The 14,293-nt window shown below is 72.4% G+C and carries 19 protein-coding genes; 12 read left to right on the forward strand and 7 right to left on the reverse strand.

The features are described 5' to 3' along the window. The first annotated feature begins 169 nt into the window (after positions 1–169). From ASG88_RS20585 to ASG88_RS23645, 5 genes are all read left to right on the forward strand, one after another. Positions 170–1,864, forward strand: a complete 1,695-nt coding sequence (locus ASG88_RS20585) for an MFS transporter (protein ID WP_056889336.1) — start codon at positions 170–172, stop codon at positions 1,862–1,864. Positions 1,865–1,894: 30 nt separating this feature from the next. Next, positions 1,895–2,614, forward strand: coding sequence for a DUF2652 domain-containing protein (locus ASG88_RS20590; RefSeq protein ID WP_056889337.1), 720 nt, complete (start codon positions 1,895–1,897; stop codon positions 2,612–2,614). A gap of 103 nt (positions 2,615–2,717) precedes the next feature. After that, positions 2,718–3,143: a pyridoxamine 5'-phosphate oxidase family protein gene (locus ASG88_RS20595; protein ID WP_056889489.1), complete on the forward strand. Its 426-nt coding sequence runs from the start codon at positions 2,718–2,720 to the stop codon at positions 3,141–3,143. Positions 3,144–3,232: 89 nt separating this feature from the next. After that, on the forward strand, positions 3,233–3,886 hold the full coding sequence (locus ASG88_RS20600) for a hypothetical protein (RefSeq protein ID WP_056889338.1): 654 nt from the start codon (positions 3,233–3,235) through the stop codon (positions 3,884–3,886). A gap of 104 nt (positions 3,887–3,990) precedes the next feature. Beyond that, positions 3,991–4,131 (forward strand): hypothetical protein, encoded by a 141-nt coding sequence (locus ASG88_RS23645; protein ID WP_200956530.1) that lies wholly within the window; start codon positions 3,991–3,993, stop codon positions 4,129–4,131. A gap of 13 nt (positions 4,132–4,144) precedes the next feature. On the opposite strand, the gene ASG88_RS20605 is transcribed toward ASG88_RS23645, so the two are convergent. Both ASG88_RS20605 and ASG88_RS23650 read right to left on the reverse strand, forming a co-directional pair. Then, positions 4,145–5,119, reverse strand: a complete 975-nt coding sequence (locus tag ASG88_RS20605; protein WP_056889339.1) for a glycoside hydrolase family 26 protein — start codon at positions 5,117–5,119, stop codon at positions 4,145–4,147. 247 nt (positions 5,120–5,366) lie between these two features. Further along, on the reverse strand, positions 5,367–5,747 hold the full coding sequence (locus ASG88_RS23650; RefSeq protein ID WP_321163841.1) for a GNAT family N-acetyltransferase: 381 nt from the start codon (positions 5,745–5,747) through the stop codon (positions 5,367–5,369). Positions 5,748–5,983: 236 nt separating this feature from the next. On the opposite strand from ASG88_RS23650, the gene ASG88_RS20615 reads away from it, so the two are divergent. Next, the gene (locus ASG88_RS20615) at positions 5,984–6,532 is read left to right on the forward strand and encodes a hypothetical protein (RefSeq protein WP_056889340.1); all 549 of its coding nucleotides are present in this window, start codon (positions 5,984–5,986) and stop codon (positions 6,530–6,532) included. Positions 6,533–6,565: 33 nt separating this feature from the next. Here the strand turns inward: ASG88_RS20615 and ASG88_RS20620 are convergent, their stop codons facing one another. Continuing rightward, the gene (locus tag ASG88_RS20620) at positions 6,566–7,240 is read right to left on the reverse strand and encodes a VOC family protein (protein ID WP_056889341.1); all 675 of its coding nucleotides are present in this window, start codon (positions 7,238–7,240) and stop codon (positions 6,566–6,568) included. Positions 7,241–7,305: 65 nt separating this feature from the next. Between ASG88_RS20620 and ASG88_RS20625 the strand changes: the two genes are divergently transcribed. Continuing rightward, on the forward strand, positions 7,306–8,307 hold the full coding sequence (locus ASG88_RS20625; RefSeq protein ID WP_056889342.1) for a beta-ketoacyl-ACP synthase III: 1,002 nt from the start codon (positions 7,306–7,308) through the stop codon (positions 8,305–8,307). Between the two features lie 4 nt (positions 8,308–8,311). Here ASG88_RS20625 and ASG88_RS20630 read toward each other — a convergent pair whose 3' ends face one another. Beyond that, positions 8,312–9,154, reverse strand: a complete 843-nt coding sequence (locus ASG88_RS20630) for an SDR family NAD(P)-dependent oxidoreductase (RefSeq protein ID WP_056889343.1) — start codon at positions 9,152–9,154, stop codon at positions 8,312–8,314. A gap of 142 nt (positions 9,155–9,296) precedes the next feature. On the opposite strand from ASG88_RS20630, the gene ASG88_RS20635 reads away from it, so the two are divergent. The 3 genes from ASG88_RS20635 to ASG88_RS20645 all read left to right on the forward strand — a co-directional run bounded on the left by ASG88_RS20635 (position 9,297) and on the right by ASG88_RS20645 (position 11,736). Next, a complete protein-coding gene (locus ASG88_RS20635; RefSeq protein WP_082600863.1) occupies positions 9,297–10,223 on the forward strand; it encodes a helix-turn-helix transcriptional regulator in 927 nt (308 codons plus the stop codon). 41 nt (positions 10,224–10,264) lie between these two features. Continuing rightward, positions 10,265–10,729 (forward strand): hypothetical protein, encoded by a 465-nt coding sequence (locus ASG88_RS20640; RefSeq protein WP_056889344.1) that lies wholly within the window; start codon positions 10,265–10,267, stop codon positions 10,727–10,729. Positions 10,730–10,848: 119 nt separating this feature from the next. Beyond that, positions 10,849–11,736, forward strand: coding sequence for a S1 family peptidase (locus ASG88_RS20645; protein ID WP_056889345.1), 888 nt, complete (start codon positions 10,849–10,851; stop codon positions 11,734–11,736). Here the strand turns inward: ASG88_RS20645 and ASG88_RS20650 are convergent. From ASG88_RS20650 to ASG88_RS20660, 3 genes are all read right to left on the reverse strand, one after another. Beyond that, positions 11,733–12,356, reverse strand: coding sequence for a DUF998 domain-containing protein (locus tag ASG88_RS20650; protein ID WP_056889346.1), 624 nt, complete (start codon positions 12,354–12,356; stop codon positions 11,733–11,735). The two genes, ASG88_RS20645 and ASG88_RS20650, sit on opposite strands and share 4 nt — an antisense overlap. Then, entirely contained in the window at positions 12,353–12,712 is a 360-nt protein-coding gene (locus ASG88_RS23385; RefSeq protein WP_162259881.1) for a DUF6907 domain-containing protein, read from the reverse strand. The genes ASG88_RS20650 and ASG88_RS23385 overlap by 4 nt, the downstream gene beginning before the upstream one ends. Before the next feature lie 106 nt (positions 12,713–12,818). Continuing rightward, the gene (locus ASG88_RS20660) at positions 12,819–13,412 is read right to left on the reverse strand and encodes a dihydrofolate reductase family protein (RefSeq protein WP_056889348.1); all 594 of its coding nucleotides are present in this window, start codon (positions 13,410–13,412) and stop codon (positions 12,819–12,821) included. A 109-nt stretch (positions 13,413–13,521) separates the two neighbouring features. Here ASG88_RS20660 and ASG88_RS20665 point away from each other — a divergent pair, with 109 nt between their 5' ends. Both ASG88_RS20665 and ASG88_RS20670 read left to right on the forward strand, forming a co-directional pair. Further along, a complete protein-coding gene (locus ASG88_RS20665) occupies positions 13,522–13,782 on the forward strand; it encodes a PspC domain-containing protein (protein ID WP_056889349.1) in 261 nt (86 codons plus the stop codon). A gap of 31 nt (positions 13,783–13,813) precedes the next feature. After that, positions 13,814–14,233, forward strand: coding sequence for a DUF1810 domain-containing protein (locus ASG88_RS20670; RefSeq protein WP_056889491.1), 420 nt, complete (start codon positions 13,814–13,816; stop codon positions 14,231–14,233). Positions 14,234–14,293 lie beyond the last annotated feature (60 nt).

Raw genomic sequence — 14,293 nt, forward strand, 5'->3', positions numbered from 1 at the left:
CCGGAGCCACCCACACTCGCCGACGCCGGCGCCTCACCCAGGAAAGGGGTAGAGCCTCTCCGAAGGTGACACGGATGGTAGACGACCTCGTGCGGGGCTCGCCACCAAAACGGATGAGTCGTGGGTGCGATCACACTGCCGCGCGACCGCGCGGTCCTACAGTCGGTCGATGCGCGAGCGGGGGACGACGCACCGGCTGGCGGACGCCGGGGCGGCGTTCACCAGCAACGCCCGCAACCGCGACCTGCGGCGGGCCCAGCTCAGCTTCCTCGGCGCCTGGACGGCCGAGTGGGCGTTCACCGTGGCGCTCGGCATCGTGGCCTACCGCGACGGCGGTGCCGCCGCGCTCGGCCTGGTGGGCCTCCTGCGGATGGTCCCGTCCGCGATCGTGGCGCCCCTGCTCTCGCCCCTCGCCGACCGCGGCCGCCGCGAGCGGGTGCTGGTGGTCGTGTCCACCGTGCGCGGGGTCGCGACCGGGGCCGCCGCCGCGGTCGCCGCGGTGGGAGGGGCGCCGGCGGCGATCTACGCCCTGGCGGTGCTGTCCACGATCGCGGCCACGCTCTTCCGGCCGGCCCACTCCGCCCTGCTGCCCTCGCTGTGCCACACCGGCCACGAGCTGGCCAGCGCCAACGTGGTGCGCGGGATGCTCGACTCGGCGGCCACGCTGGTGGGGCCGCTCATCGCTGCCGTGCTGCTCGGGGTCGCGGACGTCGAGGTGGTCTTCGCGGTGGCCGCGGCGGCCTCGTTGTGGTCGGCCGCCCTCCTCCTCCGACTGCAGTACGACGCCCCGCCGCGCCCCGCCGCGCCGGCCCGCCCTCACCTGGTGCGGGAGGCCGCCGAGGGAATCCGGGTGGTCGCCCACCACCGCGACCTTGCGCTGGTGCTCGGCCTCGCGGCCGCGCAGTCCTTCACCCGCGGGGCACTGACCGTCTTCTCGGTGGTGGTGTCCATCGAGCTGCTCGGCCGCGGCGAGCCCGGCGCCGGGACCCTGATGACCGCCGTCGGCGTCGGCGCGGTCCTCGGGTCGCTGGGTGCCTCCCTCCTCGTCGGCACCCGACGCCTCGGTGCGTGGTTCGCGCTCGGGGTCGCCCTGTGGGGGTTGCCGATCGCGCTGGTCGGCTTCGTGCCGGTGGACTTCGCGGCGCTGGTGCTGCTGGCCTTCGTCGGCGTCGGCAACGCGCTCATCGACGTGGCGGGCTTCACCCTGCTGGGTCGGATGGCCCCCGACGAGGTGCTGGCCCGGGTCTTCGGCGTGCTGGAGAGCCTGGTCGCCGTGTCCATCGGGATCGGCGCGGTCGCCGCCTCGTGGGCGGTGGGGGCGTGGGGGCCGCGCACCGCGCTGGTGGCCGTCGGGCTCGTCTGCCCGGTGCTGGCCGTGGCGTCCTGGTGGCGGCTGCGCGAGCTCGACCGCACGGTGGGGGTGCACGACGAGGTGGTCGGCCTGCTCCAGCGGGTCCCGATGCTGCGCACCCTCCCGCTGCCCTCGGTCGAGCAGCTCGCCCGGGGCCTCGAGCCCGTCGAGGTCCCCGCCGGGGAGACGGTCTTCAGCCAGGGCGACGTCGGCGACCGCTACTACGTCGTCGAGTCCGGCGAGGTCGACGTGGTGGGGGACGGTCGCCTCCTGACCACCCTCGGTCCGGGCGAGGGCTTCGGCGAGATCGCGCTGCTCCGGCGGACCCGCCGGACGGCGACGGTCGTCGCGCGCGGCGACGTACGCCTGCAGGCCCTGCTCTCGGACCGTTTCCTGGCGGTCGTGCTGGGCTACACGCCCAGCGCGCGGGAGGCCGCGCTGGGTGTCGACGCGATGCTGGACCGCTTCGACCCGGAGCGGCCGGCCACCGATCCGCCGCCGTCACACCCTTGAGGCGGGCCGGGGCTTCTGCCATCGTGAGCCATGGCCTCCGTCCGGGGGCTCATGCTCATCGCCGACATCGGCGGCTACACCGAGTACATGAGCACCCACCGCATGAGCCTCGCGCACGCCCAGGTCAACACCGGCCGGCTGCTCGAGCGGGTGATCGACGCCGCTCCCGGCCTCGAGCTGGTCGAGGTGGAGGGTGACGCGGCGTTCCTCTACCGCGAGGCCGGCTCGACGGCGCCCGACGACCTCGTCCGCGAGGTCACCCAGCTGGCCGCGGCGATGCACCGGGCCTTCCACGTCGAGCGGGAGTACGTCGCGCGCAACCTCTGCCCGTGCTCGGGGTGCAAGGAGGCGGCCAACCTGACCCTCAAGTTCGTGGCGCACGTGGGCGAGGTGGCCACCCAGACGATCCGCGACCGCCTCAAGCTCGTCGGGATCGACGTGATCCTGGTGCACCGGTTGCTCAAGAACCCGGTCCCGGTGCGGGAGTACGTGCTCCTCTCCGAGGAGCTCTACGGGACCGGCGCGTCCACCGCGTCCGACCAGGTCCACGAGGTCGCGCCGGAGCTGGAGGGGATCGGCACCGTGCGGGCCTTCTACGTCGACGTGGCCGGGCTCGACGAGGGCGCGCCGCCGCTGCCGGAGCCGACCTGGCGCGGCCGCCTGGTGCGCACGGCGTACGCCGCCGGCGCGGGGCTGCCGTACATGTTCGGACGCCGGCGTCGGGAGCTCCAGGGAGCCGCCGGCGGGTAGCGACCGAAAGGCCCGGCGCAGCGGGACCGTCGGCACTGTGTGGTGCGGACCCCCGCGGCCTAGCGTCGAGGAGAAGGACCGACATCACGAGGGAGTGGTCGCCGTGACCGACGAGTTCGTCACCCAGCTGTCGCTGGACGAGTGCTGGGAGATGCTGCGCGAGGAGGAGTTCGGGAGGCTGGCCTTCCGGCTCGTCGACGAGGTCCACATCACGCCGATCAACTACGCGGCCGACGGGGAGACGCTGCTCTTCCGGACCGCCGAGGGCAACAAGCTCCTGTCCGTCGTGATGGGCTCCGAGGTGGCCTTCGAGATCGACCGGTACGGCGAGGACGCCGCGCGCAGCGTCGTCGTGCGCGGGTCGGCCCGGCTGCTCCCCGAGGACGAGGCCCACCGCTCGGAGAGCGTGCCGCTGCGCCCGTGGGTGCCGTCGTTGAAGTACAACGTCGTCGAGATCACCCCGAAGGTCATCACCGGGCGGGCGTTCTCGCTCGAGCGACCCTGGCTGCACCTGCGTCCGCACGATTGATTCCGAGGGACTCCAATCCGATGGAGTGCCGGTGACGAAGGCCACACGAGGGCCGACTTCTCGGCCGCCACTCGTCACAAGGAGTCCCCATGCAGCACCGCAAGCTCTACGCCGGTCTCGGCGCCATGGTCCTCGCCGGCACCGTCGGTGTCCTCGGCGTCCAGGCCAGCAGCGCGACCGAGTCCAGCAAGGCGCAGGCCGCGCCCCGCACCGTCCAGCTCGACGCCAACCTCAAGTCCCTCAACGACTCGGGCGCCACCGGCAAGGTCAAGGTCGAGTTCACCGGTCGCAAGGCGCACGTGCGCATCGACGCCCGGGGCCTCGCCAAGAAGCTCCCGCACGCCCAGCACCTGCACTTCGGTGCTGACGCCCGCAACGAGTGCCCCAACGTCTTCGACGACGCCAACAACGACCTGCGCATCAACGTTGCCGAGGGTGTCCCGGACTACGGCCCGATCCTCAAGTCGCTGACGACCTCGGGCGACACCAGCCCCAAGAGCGGCCTCGCGGTCGACCGCTTCCCGACCACGCCCAAGGGCATCGAGAAGTACGAGCGGACCATCAACTTCGCTCCCGGCGCCGTGACCCGCGCCATCAAGAACGGCAAGGGCGTCATCGTGATCCACGGTGTCGACCACAACGGCAACGGCACCTACGACTTCGAGGGCGCCGGCGCCAGCGAGCTCGACCCGAGCCTGCCCGCCGAGGCCACCGACCCCGCCCTGTGCGGCGTCCTGCGCTGACCGCAGTCCCACGACCGCACGCGGCCCCGCCACCTCTCTCCCTCCTGGTGGCGGGGCCGTCGTGCTCGGGGGCCGCTTTGGTCCGCTCCGTTACGTTTTCAACCATGGGAATCATGAAGAAGGCAGGCGCCCTCGGAGTCGCCAAGATGGTCTACACGGAGGCGCGCAAGCCCCACAACCAGGCCAAGATCAAGCAGGCCGTGCAGACGATCAAGGACCGCCGCAACCAGGGTCGCGCCCGCTGAGGTCGTAGCCCGCTCAGAACACCCGAGCGCCCGCACCCCACGCCTCGAGCGAGGCGTCCGAGCTGTCGATGCGCCAGTCGGCCTCCTTGAGCAGCGAGAACCACGTGACGCCGCGGACCTCCGGGTGCGCGTCCAGCCAGGCCCACATGTCGGCGATCCAGGCGGCCTTGTCGCCGCCGCCGGCCTCCGGGGCTGCCGTCTCGTTGACGTGGACGGGCCGGCTGCTCACGGATCGGAGCTCGGCCACACCGGGCCCGAAGACCTCCCCGAACGACTGCCACGTCGACCACGCCTGGGTGGTGCCCCAGTTGTAGCCGTCGAGCCCCACCCGACCGACGTACGAGTCGCCCGGGTAGAGCGCTGCCAGCGGGGTGGACCCGGGGTAGGGCACGTTGGCCGACCAGGTCCAGGTCACGTTGCCGACCTTGGCGCGGCGGAAGACATCGACGACGTGGCGCCAGGCAGCGGCGTGGTCGCCGGCCCCGTTGCCGTTGACGCCCTCCGCCCACGGATACCAGGTGCCGTTCATCTCGTGCGCGAAGCGGATCACCAGCGGCTTCCCCCACGCCCGGACCTGCGTGGCCCACCGCTTGAGATAGGCGTCGTGCGCGCCCGCGGTGATCGTGTCGAGGGCGTACGCCGGCTGGTCGAGGCCCGCCGCCGGGTCCCAGGGCTCCCACGTCAGCTCCGGCACGGCGCCCGCCCCCGTGATCCGCGACGCGTCTGCGGCGGGGAAGTCGCCGCCGCGGGACCACGCGGCGTAGAAGGTCATCTGGTCGAGGCCAGCGCCGGTGCGCTCAGAGATCGACAGGGCCTCGGACAGCTCGGTGGGCGCTCCCGCCACGGCGATGCCCAGGACGCGCCCGTCGGTGGGCTCGGGCTGCGGCGTCGGTCGCCCGGCGGAGGCTGGGACCGTCACCGCGGCACCCATCATCAGGCCGATCGCAAGGCCGAAGGTGACGCGGGACAGGGTCAGGCGGGGGCTCATTGCGGTCCCTCCGAGGGGGATTGCCAGATTCTTGAGAAACGGTAGATGAGTTCATGACGATCCGCGGGCGATCGCGGCGAATGCGCCGGACCTCCCTCCCGGTCGCAGGGTCGGACCGGCCGGTCAGGAGCGGCCTGAGCCCGACGACCAGGGCACCGGCGAGCCGGACGGGCACGACGCCGCTCCCCGGCTGGCCGTTGAGGTGCTGTGGAGGATCACGGCCCGCTGCTGCACGCGGGCCGGGCGGTCAGAGCTGGCGCTCCACCACCAGCTCGTCGTCGTCCCACTCGCCGGTCTCGACGAAGCCGAGCGACGCGAAGAGCCCGCGGCTCGCGGCGTTGTCCGGGTGGCACGAGGCCCGCACCAGGCGGTGGTCCGCGCGCCACCGCTCCAGCAGCAGCTCGACGGTGGCCCGGCCGACGCCCCGACCTTGGTGTGCCGCGTCCACGAGGAGCCCGCCGATCCAGTGCGAACCGTCGTCGTCGACGCCCCACATCACGTGCGCGACCGCGGTCTCGCCCTCGAGGACACCGAGGTTGTGCCACGTGTCGCCGTAGACGCCGAGGAGCAGGTAGCGCGGCGAGCGCGTTGACGAACCGGCGCTGCTCGTCGCGGGGAGCGAGGTCAGCGACCTCGCGCCAGTTGTCGGCGGTGACGTCGGCCAGGGTCAGGTCCACGGCGATCACCCTAGGACCGCACGCCGGTGTCGCACGTCGTGTGGTGGCGGCCGCGGCTGTCTAGCCGCCCTCTCGCCGCGTCACCCGTTCGCGGGAAAAGCGCGCACGTTTCCATCCGATCGCCGGCCGGCGCCGAAGTGTGGGGGTGCGCGCCGGACGGGCGTGCGAGACGGGGGGAGGAGCCTGCATGACCGTCACCATCACCCATCCGGGCGCCGGTCTGCTCGCACCCGCCCTGGACACCCTCACCGACGTGGTGGCCGGTGACTGGGCCAGCGTCGCGCGGCTGTGCGCCGCACGCCTCAAGGACGCGAAGACCTGCGGCTTCGACCTCGACGTCGTCGCGGTGCGCGCCGGTGTCGTGCGGAGCCCACGCCAGACGTACGACTACCAGGTCCACCACCGCTTCCTCGTGGTGAGCGAGCACCCTGCGGTCCTGTGTGCGGCGCTCGACCTCTACGTGCAGCTGTGGCTCGGCCGGTGGGACACCCTCGAGCAGGTCGCCCCGGTCCGCACCCGGCCCATCCCGGGCTGGCGTCCCCTCGAGCTGCTCCGCGCCCGTGCGCGCCACCAGCTCCCCGGCACCTGGCCGGAGGAGTCGGCCGACGCCGAGGGCCTGTCCCAGGCGCCGCCGACAGCCCGTCTCGCCCATCACATCCTGACCTCGCTCGAGGGCGGCAGCGCCTCCCCGCTGTACGACGTCCCGGCCGGCCCCGCCGCCGTGCACGTCACCTGAGCACTCGCGTGACGGGCGCTTCCTCGTCGGACGTCAGGCCGTCGGGAAGACGCAGAACTCGTTGCCCTCCGGGTCGGCCAGCACCGTCCAGTGCGGCTGGTCCCACAGGTGGGTCGCGCCCCGCGCGAGCAGCTCGTCGACATCACCCTTGACGTCCCAGTGCGCGCGGTTGGGCTCGGTGCGTGGCTCGGGCACCGGCGCGAAGTCGAGCGTCATGGTCTCGTCGACCGCGACGCCGGTCAGCGTCCACACGTCGTACTCGGCCTGGAACTCGGGCTCGGCGCCGAAGAGCTCACCCCACCAGCGGGCCTGGGCCTCGGCGTCCCCGCAGTCGATGCCGATTCCGTGGATGCGGTAGTCCGGCAGCCGGTCGGGCGTGCGCAAGAACGCGCAGAACTCGTTGCCCTCCGGGTCGGCCATGACCGTCCACCCGAACCCGGTCTCATCGGCCGGCTCGAGCACGGAGGCGCCGAGGTCGAGCAGGTCGTCGATCGACGCGCAGTAGACGTCGAGGTGGACGCGGTTCTTGACCAGGTGCGGCCGGTCGACGGGGTTGACCCACAGCGAGTGGGCCGGTGTCGGGCCCCCGAGCCGGGCCGGGGCCTCGCCGTCCGCGATGTCGAGCCCGCTGACGGCCGCCCAGAACTCGGACTGCATCCCGACGTCGATCGCGTCGATGCAGAGGTCCTGCCAGCGGACGATGCTCATGGTGGCAGTCAAGCACTCGTACGCCGTCGGGTCAGCCCCGTAATCGGGAGGCTTATGCTCGCGAGATGACGATCCAGCAGGCAACAGAGATGACGCACGCGGCGATGCTGGGCCTGGGGGTCTACCGGCCCGAGCGGGTCGTCACCAACGACGAGATCTGCGAGGTGCTGGACTCCAACGACGAGTGGATCCAGACCCGGTCGGGCATCAAGACGCGGCGCTTCGCCGGTGAGGACGAGACCCTGATCGGGATGGCGACGACCGCGGCCGAGCGCGCGCTCGCCGTGTCCGGGGTGACCGCCGACCAGCTCGGCTGCGTCATCGTCGCCACCTCGACGCACCCGGAGCACACGCCCGCCTCGGCCCCGCAGGTCGCGACCCGGCTCGGCTCGACGACCGCGGCCTTCGACGTCTCCGCCGGCTGCGCGGGCTTCTGCCACGCGCTCAACCTCGCCTCCGCGATGGTCCGCTCGGGCGCGGAGAAGTACGTGCTGGTGATCGGCGTCGAGCAGCTGAGCCGCTTCATGGACCCGACCGACCGCGGGACGGCGTTCATCTTCGCCGACGGCGCGGGCGCCGTGGTCGTGGGCCCCGCGGACGCGACCGGCATCGGCCCGACCGCCTGGGGATCGGACGGCTCGCAGGCGCACGTCATCAACCAGACCCCCAGCTGCCTGGGCGGTCACGGGTCCGGGGCCGACCACCCGGTCGTGCAGATGGAGGGCACGGCCGTCTTCCGCTGGGCGCCCTTCGCGATGGCCGACGTGGCCCACGAGGCGCTGCGCGCGGCCGGGATCTCGGTCGACGAGCTCGACGCCTTCATCCCGCACCAGGCCAACCTGCGCATCACCCAGACGCTGTCGCGCAACATCAAGCTCCCCGAGTCGGTGGCCGTGGCCACCGACATCGTCGACTCCGGCAACACCTCGGCGGCCTCGGTGCCCCTCGCGATGGAGGCGATGCTGCGCTCGGGCGAGGCGGAGGCAGGCGACGTCGCGCTGCTCATCGCGTTCGGGGCCGGGCTGTCCTACGCCGGGCAGGTCGTGACGCTCCCGCCCCACGAGTGACCGCTCAGGCGTCGATGCCGAGGCTGCTGGAGAGCTCTCGGTGTGCGTCCGCCTGGTCGAGGAGCGTCCGGGCCTTGGTCTCGAAGAGGGCGACGGCGTCGGCGCCGGCAGCGAAGCGAAGCGGCGGCTCGTCGAGGGCGACGAGCCGGACGACGGCGTCGGCGAGCTTGGCGGGGTCGCCGCCCTGCTGGCCGTCCATCCCATGCCAGGCGGCGACCGTGGCGCGGGTGCGCTCGGCGTAGTCCTCGATGGAGGGCTCGGCGTAGCTGGTCGACTGCGGGGTGAGGAGCTCGGTGCGGAAGAACCCGGGTACGACGAGCATGGTCCCGATCCCGAACGGGGCGATCTCGCCGGTCAGGGCCTCCATGAAGCCCTCGACGCCGAACTTGGAGGCGGCGTACGCCGTGAGGAAGTCGCCGGTCGAGGCGATGCCGGCCGTCGAGGAGACGGTCACGACCAGTCCCGAGCGCTGGACCCGCATCTGCGGCAGTGCGGCGCGGGTGACGTTGACCGGTCCGAAGAGGGTCGTCTCGATCTGGGCGCGGAAGTCCTCGGGGGCCATCTCCTCGAAGAAGCCGGCGTTGAAGCTGCCGGCGTTGTTGACGAGGACGTCGAGGTGTCCGAAGTGCTCGACGGCGGCCGCGACCGCCGCGTCGGCCGCCGCGGGGTCGGTGACGTCCAGGGGGACGGCCAGGAGGTCGTCGTGCGCGCCGAGCGCGTTCGTCACGCTGTCGGCGTTGCGGGCGGTGCCGACGACCGCGTGCCCGGCCGCGAGCGCGGCCCTCGCGATGTCGATGCCCAGGCCGCGTCCGGCGCCGGTGATGAGCCAGACCTGCTTGTCGGTCATGTGGTGGTCCTTCTGGTCGTGGTGCGGATCCTTCGTTGTCGACACCTACGCAACCACCGCGCGCGGGCGGGTGGGAGTCCCGCTCGAAGGGTGCACCGGCAGGGCACCCCACGCACCGTGGACCGCACGTAGCGTGGACCGGGTGGACAACCGAGCCGAGATCCGCGAGTTCCTGATGTCGCGACGAGCCAGGATCAGTCCCGCCGAGGCGGGGCTGCCGCCGGCCGGGCGTCGTCGGGTGCCGGGCCTGCGCCGGGTCGAGGTCGCGATGCTCGCCGGGGTGAGCGTCGAGTACTACTCCCGGCTCGAGCGCGGGGACGCGGCGGGCGTCTCCGAGGGGATCCTCGACGCCGTGGCCGGGGCCCTGCGGCTCGACGACGCCGAGCGCCGCCACCTGCTGGACCTGGTCCGGACCTCGGGGGCCACCCGGGCCCCGCGGCGTCGTACGCCGGTCCCGGTCGTGCGGTCCACCGTCCAGCACGTCCTGGACGCCATCACCGGCGCCCCCGCCGTCGTCCACGACGGGCGTCTCAACCACCTCGCCGGCAACGCGCTGGGCCGTGCCCTCTTCTCCCCGTTCCTCGCGATGGGCGACGAGCCCCCCAACAGCGCCCGCTTCACCTTCCTCGACCCCGGCGCACCGGACTTCCTCCGGGACTGGGACAAGGCCGCCGACGACACGGTGGCCATCCTCCGCGCGGAGGCGGGACGGGACCCCTACGACCGCAACCTGTCGGACCTGGTCGGCGAGCTCTCCACCCGCAGCGAGGAGTTCCGGACCCGCTGGGCGTCGCACGACGTCCGCCTCCACGCCACCGGCACCAAGCGGCTCCACCACCCCGTGGTGGGCGACCTCGACCTCTCCTACGAGTCGTTCCCCGCGCCCGACCATGGACAGACCCTGCTCATCTACGTCGCCGAGCCCGGCACCCCGTCGTACGACGCCCTCAGGGTGCTGGCGAGCTACGCCGCGACCGACCAGCACTCCGCCGCGCGCGACTCCACCGCGACGAGCAGGAGCCCGAACGGACTATGGGCCGGTGCTCCCGCGTCGGACACAGTGGAGTGACCCGATGCTCCAGCCTGAGTCATGACTCGAAGGCCGACCCGATGCGCAGACTGCTGGGCTCGCTGCTCCTCCTCCCGCTGGTGCTCCTCCTCGGTGGCCCTGCCTCGGCCGAGCCGGTCGGTGCTCCGACCGTCGTCGACCATGACGTGACGTTCACGGCCGTGTTCGACGGCGACATCTGCGGCCCCCGCGCCAACACGACCACCTTCCACCGGACGATGGAGCAGGTGCAGTTCTTCCAGCGCCCCGACGGCACCTTCTCCTACCGCGACGTCGCCGTCGTGACCTACGTCAGCGACTACGACGACCCGGCCCTCCCCGACCTGACGGGACGGCTGACCGAGGTCAACCGGTTCGTCGCCACTCCGGGCAAGGCGTTCGTGGGAGTGACGACGTTCCACGACTTCTTCGGCGAGGTGCGGATCTTCTACCGCTTCCACACGACCCAGCACGGCGAGGAGACAGTGGTCGAGCGCGAGGTGCTGAAGGTGACCGGCTGTCCGTAGTCCCGCTCCCTGCCCCGAGTCTTTGCTTTCGCCTGATCCGGGGCCGCTCCTGTGGCAGGCTCGTCCGCGGTATCGGATGAGTCGTGCGCAGAGGGCGCCCGGCTCGGGAGGAGTGACGCATGCGCAAGGTCCTGGTTCTGCTGGCGGGCCTGCTGATGGCCGTCACCGTCGCCTCACCCCCGGCGGGCGCCATCACCGGGGACTACGTCAAGGACGACGAGCACCCGTTCGTCGGGCTCGTCGCCTTCTACGACGCGGGCGGTGATTACCTCCAGCGCTGCACCGGGTCGCTCCTGTCGGAGACCGTCTTCCTCACCGCCGGTCACTGCACGTCCAAGGACACCGGCGCCGTGACCGCCCGTGTCTACTTCCAGCAGGACGCCGGCGCCGACTACGACGAAACCCTCCAGGTGGACACCACCACTGGCTACCCGGAGTACTGCGCCGACGGGACCCTCGGCATCACGTGCGCCACCTCGAAGGAGATCTACAACTACGGCTGGTCGAGGTTCGGCAGCCTCCCCGACACCAGCGACGCCGGCCTGGTCATCCTCGACCAGGCGATCGACATGCCCGAGTACGGCGAGCTGGCGGCGGCGGGGACGCTCGACGACCTGGCCACCGAGCGCGGACAGCAGGACCTGACCTTCACCGCGAGTGGCTACGGCGTGACCGAGACCAACCCGGTCACCCTCGTGACCTTCCGCGAGCGGCTCATGGCCGAGACGCAGCTGACCAACCTGCGCAGCCACCTCAACGACGGCTTCAACGTGCAGACCAACGGCAACGGCCCCGGCCGCGGCGGCACCTGCTCCGGCGACTCGGGCGGCCCCCTCTTCTACGGGGACTCCGAGAGCAACCTGATCGTCGGCGTCACGTCCTTCGGGATGAGCACCTGGTGCCGGGGCGTGGACTTCTCGTTCCGGACCGACCGGCAGGCCGTGCTCGACTGGATCGCTGCCACCGTCGGCGACGAGGCCTGGTCGGCGATCCGGGTCGTCGGCTAGGCCGACGAGGTGGGCCCGGCCGGTCGACGGCCGGGTAGGAGGGCCCAGGCGGCGCCGGCGAGCCCGAAGAGCACGGGCCAGAGCGCCAGTCGTTCGAGGGCCCCGGCCACGGCACTGTCGTCCCCGGAGAGCACGAAGGCGGCAGCCGCCGCAGCGGTCACGGCCCCCGTCGCGAGGAGTGCCCGTGCCAGCCGCGGGCTCTGCTCCCGCAGCCGCAGTCCCAGCAGGACCAGGGCGACGGGTTGCGCGACGAACAGCGGGGTCGCCGCGAGGGCGTGCAGGGTGGCGTCCTGGTCCAGGGGCGCGAGGCCGGTGGCGAACGAGCTCACCCCGGACACCACGAGCAGACCAGTGACCCACGGCCCCAGGGGCCGGGCGAGCAGCAGCGCGCCGCCGGCCATCAGCACCCCGAACACCATGAAGGACCCGTTCATCACCTCGTGCCGCGGTGAGCAGTAGGCAGGCGCGCAGCCGACCTCGCCCAGCCTGCTCACCGAGTCGGCGACGAAGCTGTAGCCGCCCGTGGTCGCCGCCGCGACGACGTACTCGGTGGCGATGTAGGCCGGCCGCACGATCAGCGCGAGGGCCCCGACGCCGGCGAGGGTGCGGGTGCTGCTCACGCGGGCGTCGACGTCGCGGCGCCGGCGCGGGCCTGCTGCACGGCGCGGAGGAGTGCGTCGCCCAGCGCCTCGGCCTCGTCGACCGCGAGGGACACCGTCTCGCCGAGGTCGCCGCGATACATCTCGATCGTCGTCATCAGCGCGCCCGCGTGGCGGAGCAGGTAGAAGCGCACGACGTCGCGCACCCACTCGTCCTCGCCCGCCTCGACGAGCGGCTGGCGGGTGAGCTCGACCTCGACGGTCTCGCCCCGGCACACCTGGTCCTCGGGGAAGACAGCGTCCGTGTGGCCGCTGCCGTCGACGCACCACGGGGCGCAGGCGACGGCGGGCAGGGTGGAGGAGGACGGCGCGGTCATGGTCATGACTGTGCCAACCGTCGGCACCCCACGGGAGTTACCCGAGGGCGCGTGTCGCCCACCCCTACGGACGTGACACCCCACGTCACCGGCGCAGCCGAGGCCGTCAGGGCCGTCGCCAGGTCAGGTGCGTGACGTGCGGTGTCGTACGGCTGGACACCGGCTCCATGGTCAGGTGCGGCACGCCGTCGAAGACCCGCAGCCCCTCGCCGACGGTGAAGGGCACGACGTGGAGCCGCAGCTCGTCGACCAGATCGGCCGCGAGGTAGGCGTTGAGCGTGCCCACCCCTCCGGCGATCGAGACGTCGGCGTCGCCGGCCGCCCCGCGGGCCCGCTCGAGGGCGGCGTCGATCCCGTCGGTCACGAAGTGGAAGGTCGTCCCGCCCTCCATGACCAGGGGCTCTCTGGGTCGGGAACAGAGCACGAAGACGGGGGCGTGGTACGGCGGCTCCGGACCCCACCAGCCCTGCCACTCCGGGTCCCACTCGCCCCGGCCCGGGCCGAACATGTGGCGCCCCATGACGTAGGCGCGGGCGTGCAGGATGGCGGCGAGCTCGTCGGCGCTCTCGTCCTCGTGCTCGAACATCCAGGTGTGCAGCCGGTGTCCCACGTGCGGTCCGAAGGGATGCTCCAGCGACTGGTCGCGTCCCGCGCCGACGAGATCGAGCGAGACTGCCATGTCTGCGGTGACGAGACCCATCACGACAGCCTAGGGACGGCGTCGGGGTAGGACCAGGGCTGATCCCCATGGTGTCGCGCGGCCCGGGGGAGCACGCTGGACCCACCAGCCACCGACCCAGAGGACCACCATGGACTCCATCCGCTCCGCCTTCGCCCGCCAGGGCTTCGTCCGTGCCAGCGACGGCCGCATCCTGGGCGGTGTCTGCGCCGGCGTCGGGCGCCGCTTCGGCATCAAGCCCGGCCTGTCGCGGGTGATCTTCGTGGTGCTGCTGATGGTCCTGCCGGGCAGCCAGCTGCTCGTCTACCCGCTGCTGTGGTTCCTCATGCCGGACGAGGCGAGCATCGAGATCGCCGCGCCGGGTACGCCGGAGGGTGACGTCGGCGCCTGACCGGGCGTCGTACGAGCCGAGGGGGACCCGCGTGGCCGACCTGCAACGCTTCGTCCGCGCGCAGGACGAGCACGACACGTTCGACCGGGCGCTGCGCGAGCTGCGCGCCGGCCGCAAGACCAGCCACTGGATGTGGTTCGTGTTCCCCCAGCTCGAGGGCCTCGGCCGCAGCGACATGGCCCGTGCGTACGCCGTGCAGGGGCTCGCCGAGGCCCGCGCCTACCTCGACCACCCGGTGCTCGGGGCGCGGTTGCGCGAGTGCTGCCGGGCCCTGCTCGACCTTCGGGACACGTCGGCAGTCGCGGTCCTCGGCTCCGTGGACGCGATGAAGCTGCGCTCCTCGATGACCCTCTTCGCCCGCGCCGACCCCGACGAGCGCTGCTGTGTCGAGGTCCTGGAGAGGTTCTTCGGCGGGAAGCCCGATCCGGCCACGGACGCGCTGCTGGGCTGAACGGAGCCCCCCGGCAGGTCTCGCGGAGCGGCGTCGACTCACAGATACTTCCACACAGTG

This window comes from Nocardioides sp. Soil777, assembly GCF_001428425.1.
GTDB classification, from domain to species: Bacteria; Actinomycetota; Actinomycetes; order Propionibacteriales; family Nocardioidaceae; genus Nocardioides; species Nocardioides terrigena.